The 10,391-nt window shown below is 71.0% G+C and carries 8 protein-coding genes and 1 pseudogene; 6 read left to right on the forward strand and 3 right to left on the reverse strand.

Annotation, left to right across the window (positions count from 1 at the left end; genetic code table 11):
- On the reverse strand, window positions 1-1,331 hold a 1,331-nt coding region (locus AOK15_RS31430), incomplete at its 3' end, for an ABC transporter substrate-binding protein (protein ID WP_055521733.1).
- A 207-nt stretch (window positions 1,332-1,538) separates the two neighbouring features.
- Here AOK15_RS31430 and AOK15_RS31435 point away from each other — a divergent pair.
- The 3 genes from AOK15_RS31435 to AOK15_RS31445 all read left to right on the forward strand — a co-directional run bounded on the left by AOK15_RS31435 (window position 1,539) and on the right by AOK15_RS31445 (window position 4,135).
- The gene (locus tag AOK15_RS31435; RefSeq protein WP_055521734.1) at window positions 1,539-1,916 is read left to right on the forward strand and encodes a response regulator; all 378 of its coding nucleotides are present in this window, start codon (window positions 1,539-1,541) and stop codon (window positions 1,914-1,916) included.
- 212 nt (window positions 1,917-2,128) lie between these two features.
- Window positions 2,129-3,094: a hypothetical protein gene (locus AOK15_RS31440; RefSeq protein ID WP_055521735.1), complete on the forward strand. Its 966-nt coding sequence runs from the start codon at window positions 2,129-2,131 to the stop codon at window positions 3,092-3,094.
- Window positions 3,095-3,223: 129 nt separating this feature from the next.
- Entirely contained in the window at window positions 3,224-4,135 is a 912-nt protein-coding gene (locus AOK15_RS31445) for a carbohydrate kinase family protein (RefSeq protein WP_055521736.1), read from the forward strand.
- 81 nt (window positions 4,136-4,216) lie between these two features.
- Here AOK15_RS31445 and uvrA read toward each other — a convergent pair whose 3' ends face one another.
- Complete coding sequence (uvrA, locus tag AOK15_RS31450; RefSeq protein ID WP_055521740.1) at window positions 4,217-7,258, reverse strand: excinuclease ABC subunit UvrA; 3,042 nt, start codon at window positions 7,256-7,258, stop codon at window positions 4,217-4,219.
- Window positions 7,259-7,481: 223 nt separating this feature from the next.
- Between uvrA and AOK15_RS31455 the strand changes: the two genes are divergently transcribed.
- A complete protein-coding gene (locus tag AOK15_RS31455; RefSeq protein WP_055521737.1) occupies window positions 7,482-8,198 on the forward strand; it encodes a maleylpyruvate isomerase family mycothiol-dependent enzyme in 717 nt (238 codons plus the stop codon).
- 37 nt (window positions 8,199-8,235) lie between these two features.
- Window positions 8,236-8,886: an MBL fold metallo-hydrolase gene (locus AOK15_RS31460; protein WP_055521738.1), complete on the forward strand. Its 651-nt coding sequence runs from the start codon at window positions 8,236-8,238 to the stop codon at window positions 8,884-8,886.
- Window positions 8,887-8,994: 108 nt separating this feature from the next.
- Here the strand turns inward: AOK15_RS31460 and AOK15_RS31465 are convergent, their stop codons facing one another.
- Complete coding sequence (locus tag AOK15_RS31465; protein ID WP_055521739.1) at window positions 8,995-9,867, reverse strand: universal stress protein; 873 nt, start codon at window positions 9,865-9,867, stop codon at window positions 8,995-8,997.
- Between the two features lie 226 nt (window positions 9,868-10,093).
- Between AOK15_RS31465 and AOK15_RS48395 the strand changes: the two are divergent.
- Window positions 10,094-10,240: pseudogene (locus AOK15_RS48395) on the forward strand (MBL fold metallo-hydrolase); the annotation flags it as partial.
- Window positions 10,241-10,391 lie beyond the last annotated feature (151 nt).

Consider the following 10,391-nt stretch of genomic DNA (forward strand, 5'->3'; position numbering starts at 1 on the left):
GCGGTCGCCGACAGCGTCTTCTCGACCGGGGCCCCCGCGAAGACGCTGTCGGCGACCGCGCGGGAGAACGCCTTGGTGATCGCCGGGTACGCGGGGGTCTGCGGCCGGGGCCGGGCGACACCGCCGCGCAGCTGCTCGATGAACAGCCGCTCCGGACCCTTCTCGGCGAACTTCGTGGAGAGGCCGACCGCCCGTTCCGTACCGGGGATCGCCCCGTTGGCCTCGCTCATCCGCAACACCTGCTCCGGCCGCAGCAGATACTCCAGGAACCGCCACACCGCGTCGCCGTCCGCGCCGCCGGAGGGGATGCCCCACTGCCAGGAGCCCATCCCGGTGGCGGTGCCGGCGCCGAAGTCGGGCAGTGGCACGATCGCCACGTCCCTGGGGTGCGCCGCGCTGAACTCGCCGTACTTCCAGTGCCCCATCCAGGAGAGGGGGGTGCGTCCCTTCACGAAGGCGTTCTTGTTCCTGTCCCGGTCGACGTATCCCTCCTTCACCCAGCTCCGCAGGGTGGTGAGCGCCTTCACGGACTCGGGGCCGTTGAGAAAGCCGTCCGCCGTGCGGAAGCCCGTGGGGTCGATGAGGTCGCCGCCGGCCGACCACACGGCCGGCGCGAAGGCGTAGGTGTTCCACTCGTCGGGGCTCGACGAATCGACGAAGTTGAGGTCGAGGGGTGCCTCGTACCCCTCGGCCCGCAGCTTGCGCAGGATCCCCGTCAGCTCGTTGGCGGTCCAGGCGTCTCCGGTGCCCTTCGGGATCCGGATCCCTGCCTTGCGGAGCACCGAGGGCCGTACGTACAGACCGAGCCCGGAGTCGAAGGTTCCGACCCCCCACAACCGGCCGTCGTACGTGCCCTGCTGCCGGACCGAGGGCAGCAGGTCCTCGCGGATCCCGGCGGGCACACAGGAGTCGATCGGCTTCAGCTTGCCGGACCAGGCGTAGCTGTAGAGGTTCGGGCCGTCGAAGTCGAGGAGGTCGGGGAGGTCTCCGCTGGCCGCCGCGGACAGGACCAGTTCGGTGTACGGGCGCTGCTCGGGCAGGGTCACCAGTTCGACCCGTACCTGCCGCTGGGCCTTGTTGAACTCCTTGACCTGGCTGCGCAGGGTGCTCTGCTCACCGCTCTGCCCGGCGTGGAACCACAGGGTGATGTGGGCGGTGCCGTCGATCCTGCCGTCGCAGGTCGTGTCGCCCGCCGCCTTGCCGTCCGCGCCCTGCCGGTCCTCCTCGTCACCGGCGCTGCATCCGGCCAGTAACAGTGCCACCGCCGACATTCCCGCCACCAGGGCACGACGGATCTGACGTCTTTCGACGCCGTAGTGCGACGCGTTCATCGCGTATTACTCCCATTCGACCGGGCCGTTCGGCCCCCAGGGCAGCGACATGCTACTCCCCGTGGCTTGTTCGATTCCCTCGGTGAGTGGGAACGGATCGAATCGGCAAGGGACATCAGCACATTCCACGTCACGGGGCGCGCGCCGGGGGACACTTTCCGGCTGACCGGGATGTGGTTCCGTCACCGGCCCGGGGAGGCTGTCAGCATGTCCACGCGCTGTCTCATCGTCGACGACAGTGCCCGATTCCTGGAGGCCGCCCGGGCCCTCCTCGAACGCGACGGGATCCGGGTCGTCGGCGTCGCGTCCACCGGCGCGGAGGCTCTGGCGCGGACCGCGGAACTGGCGCCGGACGTCGTGCTGCTGGACCTCGACCTCGCCGGCGAGAGCGGACTGGACCTCGCGCCGGTGCTCGCGCGCACCTCGCCGTCGGCCGTGATCGTCCTGACGTCCGCGCACCCCCTGGAGGACGTCCGCGAACTGGTCGCGGCCGCTCCGGTGCGCGGATTCCTTCACAAGTCGAGGCTCTCAGGACAGGCGCTGCGCGACCTGCTGGGGCCCGGTCCGGGGTCCCCTGAGCACTGAGGATCTTGCCGTCGGTGTCCGGCCATGTCCGGCCCCGGGTGTTGTCGGGACTTTGTCAACACGCTTCAATGCGGAGGAACTCAGGGCGGGGAACGCCGTCGTACGGATGTGAAGACGGACGGTCGCCGAGAGCCCCGCGCGTCCGTGGGGCGCCCCGACCGGCCCACGCGTGGTCCGACCAGCCGACGCGCACCTCACAGAAAGGCTCCTCCATGCGGCACGCCACAGAGCACGCCGACGTCGCGGCGATCGCGAACGTCGCCACCGCGGAGTTGGAGTCGGCCCTGCGGGGTGGTCCCTTCCATGTGGCCCTGCGCGCCGCGATCGCCGCGCGCGGACTGCCGTTGCAGCGGGTGCAGCACCATCTGTCGCGCCACGGGGTCAAGGTCGGGGTGACCAGCCTGAGTTACTGGCAGCAGGGCGCCCGGCGCCCGCAACGCCCCGAGTCGCTGCGGGCGGTGCGGGCCCTGGAGGAGATCCTCCAGCTGCCGGACGAGTCGCTGATCCGTCTGCTGGCCCGGTCCGAGGAACCCTCCGGGCCGGGCCGCGGCGCCGGCCGTTCCTACCGCTCCCTCGTGGAGGCCTCGGGCGTCCTGGAGCGGCTCCTCGGCGAGCTGGGGTCGCCGCTCGACGGCGGGGTGCACACCATCGGCCATCACGAGCGGGTGCGGGTCGGCGCGCACCGGGAGCTGCTGGGCCGCGAGTCGCAGCACATCGTGCGGGCGCACCGGGACGGCGTGGACCGCTATGTGGCCGTCCACCACGGCGACCCGGGCTGCGCCCCGGAGCGGATGGCGTTCCGTGCGCTGGAGAACTGCCGCCGGGGCCGGGTGCGCTGGGACGACGACACGGGGGTGCTGGTCGCCGAGTTCCTCTTCGACACCCGGCTGCGCAGCGGCGACACGTTTCTGTTCCGCTACGGCGTCGACGACGGGACGGCCGGGGTGTGCACCGAGTACGTCCGCGGGTTCCGGTCGGGGGGCGGGCAGTACGCCCTCCAGGTGCGCTTCGACGAGCGGGCGCTGCCGGTGCGCTGCCACCGGTTCAGCCGGCACGCGCCGGCCTCCCCGCGCGGGGGGCGACAGTCCCTCCCCCTGAGCGGACTGCACCGCTCGGTGCATCTGGTCGAGCCCCGGGTGCGCACGGGCGTCCTCGGGATCGGCTGGGACTGGGAGTGAGGGGAACGGGGGGCCGGGGTGCCCTCCTCCCCGGGGTGTCATCCTGCGGGCCTCGGTCGGGGCCGCCCGTCGCGGGGCGAAAACCGCTGAGGTACCTTCCGGCGGAGACTTCCCAGAAAGGACCCCTTAGTGATCGTCGTCGCCGGTGAAGCCCTGATCGACCTGGTCCCCAGGGGTTCGGGTCCGCTCGTGGATCTGCGGCCGGCACGCGGCGGCGGGCCCTACAACACCGCGGTCGCCCTCGGCCGTCTCGGCTCCCCCACGGCGTTCTGCTCCCGTGTCTCGTACGACGTCTACGGCGAGGCCCTGCTGACCGGGTTGCGCGAGGCCGGTGTGGACGTGACGTCGGTACAGCGCGGCCCGGAGCCGACGACGCTGGCGCTGGCCTCGATCGGCGAGGACGGCTCCGCCCGCTACTCCTTCTACGTGGAGGGCAGCGCCGACCGCCTGTTCGAGGCCCCCGAGCGGCTCCCCGCGGGCACCCGCGCCGTCTCCTTCGGCACCTGTTCGCTCGTCCTGGAGCCGGGGGCGAGCGCGTACGAGGAGCTGCTGCACGGCGCGGCCGCGCGCGGGGTCTTCACCGCCCTCGACCCCAACATCCGGCCCGTCCTCATCGCCGACCCGGCCGCCCATCGCGCCCGCTTCAAGAGCTGGCTGCCCTCGGTGTCGCTGCTGAAGCTGTCCGAGGAGGACGCCGAGTGGCTGGGCGGCACCCCGGAGCAGTGGCTGGCCTCCGGTCCGGCGGCCGTCGTGGTGACCCGGGGCGGGGAGGGGCTGACCGCCTACACCCGCGACGGGGCAGAGCACCGTGTGCCGGGCGAGAAGGTCGATGTTGTCGACACCATCGGCGCCGGTGACACGGTGAACGCGGCCCTCCTGCACGGCCTGTCCGTGCGGGACGCCCTGTCCGCGGCCTCGCTCGCGGCCCTGACGGCCGCGGACTGGAGCGGCCTGCTCCGTTTCGCCGCCCGCGCGGCCGCGGTCACCTGTTCCCGAGCGGGCGCGGAACCGCCGTACGCGTCCGAGGTGGACGGCGACTGATCCGCCCCGGGGAGTGGTGGAACGAGCAGTGCCCCGCGGGAGGCTCCCGCGGGGCACGCCGTTCTTCCGGGTCGGGCAGGGTCAGGCCTTGCGGGCCCGCGTGGTCTTCTTCGCGGGAGCCGCCTTCTTCGTCGTGGCCGAGGCCGCCTTCTTGGCAGCCGTGGAGCCGGTGGCCCTCGTCGTGCGGGCGGTGGCGGTCTTCTTGGCCGTCGACCCGGCGGCGACCGCCTTCTTGGCCGTGGCCCCGCGCGGCGCCTTCACCGGTGAGGCGTCGCTGATCCGGTCGGCGCCGAGGATCTCGCGCAGGAACTTTCCGGTGTGGCTGGCCGGGACCCCGGCGATCTGTTCGGGCGTGCCCTCGGCGACGACGAGACCACCGCCGGCGCCGCCCTCGGGACCCATGTCGACGACCCAGTCGGCGGTCTTGATCACGTCGAGGTTGTGCTCGATGACGATGACCGTGTTGCCCTTGTCGACCAGGCCGGACAGCACCTTGAGGAGCTTGCTGATGTCCTCGAAGTGGAGACCGGTGGTCGGCTCGTCCAGGACGTACACCGTGCGGCCGGTGGAGCGCTTCTGGAGCTCGCTGGCGAGCTTCACGCGCTGCGCCTCACCGCCGGACAGGGTGGTCGCCGCCTGGCCGAGGCGGACGTAGCCGAGGCCGACGTCCTTCAGGGTGTTGAGGTGGCGGGCGATCGCGGGGACGGCCTCGAAGAAGTCCGTCGCCTCCTCGATCGGCATGTTCAGCACCTCGGCGATGGACTTGCCCTTGTAGTGGACCTCCAGGGTCTCCCGGTTGTACCGGGCGCCGTGGCAGACCTCGCACGGGACGTAGACGTCCGGGAGGAAGTTCATCTCGATCTTGATGGTGCCGTCGCCCGAGCAGTTCTCGCAGCGGCCGCCCTTGACGTTGAAGGAGAAGCGGCCGGGCAGATAGCCGCGGACCTTCGCCTCGGTGGTCTCGGCGAACAGCTTGCGGATGTGGTCGAAGACGCCGGTGTAGGTCGCCGGGTTGGAGCGGGGGGTGCGGCCGATGGGCGACTGGTCGACGTGCACGACCTTGTCGACGAGGTCGTCGCCGTCCACGCGTGTGTGCCGTCCCGGTACGTTCCTCGCGCCGTTCAGCTCGCGGGCGAGGTGGGTGTACAGGATGTCGTTGACCAGCGTGGACTTGCCGGAGCCCGAGACACCCGTGACGGCCGTGAAGACGCCGAGCGGGAAGGACACGTCGATGTCCTGGAGGTTGTTCTCCCGGGCGCCGTGCACGGTGAGCCGGCGGGTCGGGTCGAGCGGGCGGCGGATGTCGGGCAGCGGGATGGCCTTCCGGCCCGAGAGGTACTGCCCGGTCTGCGACTCGGTGTTCGCGAGCAGCTCCTTCAGGGAGCCGCTGTGGACGACCTTGCCGCCGTGCTCACCGGCGCCGGGGCCGATGTCGACGACCCAGTCGGCCATCTTGATGGTGTCCTCGTCGTGCTCGACGACGATGAGCGTGTTGCCCATGTCGCGGAGTCGGACGAGGGTCTCGATGAGCCGGTGGTTGTCCCGCTGGTGCAGACCGATGGAGGGCTCGTCGAGGACGTAGAGCACGCCGACGAGTCCCGAGCCGATCTGGGTGGCGAGGCGGATGCGCTGGGCCTCACCGCCGGAGAGGGTGCCGGCCGCGCGGTTCAGCGAGAGGTAGTCCAGGCCGACGTCGACCAGGAACCGCAGCCGTTCGTTGACCTCCTTCAGCACGCGCTCGGCGATCTTCTTGTCGCGGGCGGTGAGCTTCAGCTCGCCCAGGAAGTCCGCGCAGTCGCTGATGGACATCGCGGAGACCTCGGCGATCGACTTCTCCATGATCGTGACCGCGAGGACGATCGGCTTCAGACGGGTGCCCTCACACGTGGGGCAGGGCACTTCGCGCATATAGCCCTCGAAGCGCTCCCGGCTGGCGTCGCTCTCGGCCTCGCTGTGCCGCCGCTTCACGAAGGGGACGGCGCCCTCGAAGGCCGTGGTGTAGACCCGCTCGCGGCCGTAGCGGTTGCGGTAGCGGACCTCGATCTGCGTCCTGTGGCCGTACAGCAGGGCCTTCTTCGCGCGCTGCGGGAGGCCGGCGAAGGGGATGTCGGTCCGGAAGCCCAGCGCGTCGGCGAGGGCGCCGATGAGGCGGCCGAAGTAGTCCTTGGTGTGGCCGTGCGACCAGGGGTGGATGGCGCCCTCGTCGAGCGACTTGTCCTCGTCCGGGACGATCAGCTCCGGGTCGACCTCCATGCGCGTGCCGATGCCGGAGCAGTCGGGGCAGGCGCCGAAGGGCGAGTTGAAGGAGAAGGAGCGCGGCTCCAGCTCCTCGAAGGACAGGTCGTCGTACGGGCAGTACAGGTGCTCCGAGAACATGCGCTCGCGCTCGGGGTCGTCCTCGGGGAGGTCGACGAAGTCGAGCACGACCATCCCGCCGGACAGGCCGAGGGCGGTCTCCACGGAGTCGGTGAGCCGGCGCTTGGCGGAGTCCTTCACCGTGAGGCGGTCGACGACCACCTCGATGGTGTGCTTCTCCTGCTTCTTCAGGGTGGGCGGGCTGGAGAGCTGGACGGTCTCACCGTCCACCCGCGCGCGGCTGTAGCCCTTGGTCTGGAGGTCCGCGAAGAGGTCGACGAACTCGCCCTTGCGCTCCCGCACCAGCGGGGACAGCACCTGGAAGCGGCTGCCCTCGGGCAGCTCCAGCACGCGGTCGACGATGGCCTGCGGCGACTGGCGGGAGATCGGGCGGCGGCACTGGGGGCAGTGCGGCTTGCCAATGCGCGCGAAGAGCAGCCGGAGGTAGTCGTAGACCTCGGTGATCGTGCCGACCGTCGAGCGCGGGTTGCGCGAGGTCGACTTCTGGTCGATGGAGACCGCCGGGGACAGACCCTCGATGAAGTCGACGTCCGGCTTGTCCATCTGCCCGAGGAACTGCCGGGCGTAGGAGGACAGCGACTCGACGTACCGGCGCTGGCCCTCCGCGAAGATCGTGTCGAAGGCCAGCGAGGACTTGCCCGACCCCGACAGGCCCGTGAAGACGATGAGCGAGTCGCGTGGGAGGTCGAGCGAGACGTTCTTCAGGTTGTGCTCGCGCGCGCCACGGACGATGAGACGGTCGGCCACGCCGGTCCGCACCTTTCTTGAGTGAAGTGACAGGAGCGGAGCCCCCGTCCTTCTCAGACTAGGGGGAGCCACTGACAGCGCCGGTCCTGTTTCCCCGTTCCACAACAATCCCGGACCTTCCAGCATGCCCGACGCAGGACTCGACCATATAGCACGTGCATTCGATTTTGGTCCGGGGTCCACCGCCTTCACCCGAAGGAGTGGCGAAGCTAGGGTCGGCGTCATGAAGATTCACGCGCGTGACCTGGACTCTGTACGGGAAGCGACCGAGCGACTCCTCACCGCGGTCGCCAAGATGGACAACGCGGCTGTGACCCAGCCGTCACGGCTGCCCGGCTGGACCCGCGGCCATGTCCTCGCCCACCTCGCCCGCAACGCGGACGCGATCGTGAACGTCCTGGAGGGGCGTCCCATGTACGTGTCCGGCGAGGCCCGGGACGCCGACATCGAGCGGGACGCGCCCCGGCCCCTGGAGGACCAGCTCACGGACCTGCGGGAGAGCGCGCACCGCTTCCAGGAGGCCGCCGCCGTCCCCGCGGACTGGTCACGCACGGTCGAGCTGCGCAACGGCGTCACGGACGCGGCGTCGCGGGTGCCGTTCCGGCGCTGGATCGAGGTGGAGCTGCACCACGTGGACCTCGGCATCGGGTACGAGCTGGAGGACCTGCCGGAGGAGTTCACACAGCGCGAGATCAACTTCCTGACCGAGCGGTTCCGCGACCACCCCGCGGTCCCCGCGGTGACGATCAAGCAGGAGGACGGGCGGCTCCTGTTCACCGGAGCCGTGAAGGGCCTCACCTCGGAGCAGCTGGAGAGCGGAAGCCACACGCTCGTGGTCACCGGCCGCCAGGCCGACCTCCTCGGCTGGCTCGCCGGACGGCGCGACGGCACCGCCCTGCACGTCGAGGGCGGCGCCCTGCCGTCCCTGCCCTCGCTGTAGCGACCGCGGCGTCCCTCCGCGACCTAGACTGACGGCCATGACGTACAGCGGAGCGGTGAAGGTCGGCGGTCCTGCGGATGTGCACGAGCTGCCGGACCTGATGATCTCCAAGGTCGCGGTGGGCCCGATGGACAACAACGCCTATCTGTTGCGCTGCCGGGCCACGGACGAGCAGTTGCTGATCGACGCCGCGAACGACGCCGGCACCCTGCTCACGCTGATCGGTGACGACGGCATCGCGTCCGTCGTCACCACGCATCAGCACGGCGACCACTGGCAGGCGCTCGCCGAGGTGGTGGCGGCCACGGGCGCTCGTACGTACGCGGGGCGGGACGACGCCGAGGGCATCCCGGTGCCGACCGATGTGCTCGTCAACGACGGCGACACGATCCGGGTGGGGCGCGTGGAGCTGACCGCGCGCCACCTGGTGGGCCACACGCCGGGTTCGATCGCCCTGGTCTACGACGACCCGCACGGGCATCCCCATGTGTTCACCGGCGACTGCCTCTTCCCGGGCGGCCCTGGACGGACCACACGCCCCGAGGACTTCGCGTCGTTGATGTCGGGCCTGGAGGCGAAGGTCTTCGTACTCCCGGACGAGACCTGGATCTACCCGGGCCACGGCAACGACACCACGCTCGGCGCCGAGCGGCCTCACCTCGGCGCGTGGCACGAGCGGGGCTGGTAGGTCGGCGCATCGGCGCCACAAGGTCACCCATGCGACCTGTCGGCGCCGACCGGGCGGAAGGCAGCGTCGAGCTCGGCCGGGGGACCTCGTCCGAGCCGTGAGCCGGACTCAGGTATGGGGGACGACGGCCACGGGACAGCGTCCGTGGTGGAGGGCGGCGTGGGCGACGTGGCTCAGCAGCGGCCCCGTGTGCGCGTGCTGGTGCACGCGTCGGCCGACGACCAGCAGCCCGGCGTCCGCGGTGGCCTGCACGACGGCCTTGGCGGGGCTCGTGAGACGGACACTGTCGGACACGTCCACCCCCGGGTACTTCTCCTGCCAGGGTCGGAGCGCCTTGCCCAGTTCCTTCCGGCCGTTCCTCGTGATCTCCTCGGTGGCGTCGTGGTCGACACCCCAGGGGGTGCGCGCGTGGAGCGGCACGCTGCGGCCCAGGACGGCCAGCAGGGGAGCACCCCGCGCGGCGGCGGTGTGGAAGGCGAAGTCGAGCAACTCGTCGCTGGACCCGCGCGGTTCCACGGCCACGACCACGCGGTTCGCGGTTGCCGGAGGCGGGTGCTCCTTCTCCGGTACCGTGCGGACCACGACGACGGGCCGGCCGGCGCGTGCCACCACCGGGAGGCTGACGTCGCCCAGGAAGTAGCTCGAGAAGGTCTCCAGCCTCCGGGAGCCGAGCACGAGCATCTCGGAATCGGATGCCGCCCGCAGCAGAGCCTCGCGGGCGTCCTCGGCGACCAGGCTCCCCACGACCGCCAGGCCCGGATGGCGTGTCTGCAGCTCCGACTGCGCCGTGTGGACCAGACGCTTCGCCCAGTAGTTCTGGTCGACTTCGGCGGGCCCGCGGGTCGGTTCCGGCACCAGCATCGGCCACGCGTGCAGCAGCCGCAGGGTGAGCTTGCGCTTCTCGGCCTCGTCGGCGGCCCAGCGGGCGGCGGTGAGGCTCTCTGGTGAGCCGTCGAGGCCCACGGTGACGACAGGTTGCATGGCGGCGGCCTCCGTCTCGTACGAAGCCGGACATGCCGGTGAACGAGTCCGGGGGCGAACCGTCCGGACGTCGCCGGCGGGCCGAGCGTGGTGCGTTTCTCTCCCTTCGAGATCTACACCAATCCCCTGCGGCGCGCATGTGGACCTAGGGCAGGACACGCGAGGAGACCGGAACGGTGGGGTTGCCGGGTCCGGAGGTCCCGGCGAGAACGATCATGGTCGTGCGCCGGGCGGGATCGGCCCGGTGGACGTGGAGACGAAGACCTTCGGTGCTCTGCCCGACGAGACGTGGGTCTACCCGTTCCACGGCAGCGACACCACGCCCGACGCGGAGCGCCCGCACCTGCCGCAGCGGCACGCGCGGGGTTGGTGAACACCCTTGTGCCATACGGCATTTGCTGAGCCGTACGGCTGGGGGGCGGGGCGCGCTCTCACGCGCCCCGTGTGAATCGAACGCACACGCCGGTGTCACGCGCGCGCTCCCGGCGCACGCCCTGGCGTAGTCCACTGGAGGACAGGTCCGC

Origin of the sequence: Streptomyces ossamyceticus (assembly GCF_001418475.1) — a bacterium.
In the GTDB taxonomy this organism is placed as follows: Bacteria; Actinomycetota; Actinomycetes; order Streptomycetales; family Streptomycetaceae; genus Streptomyces; species Streptomyces ossamyceticus.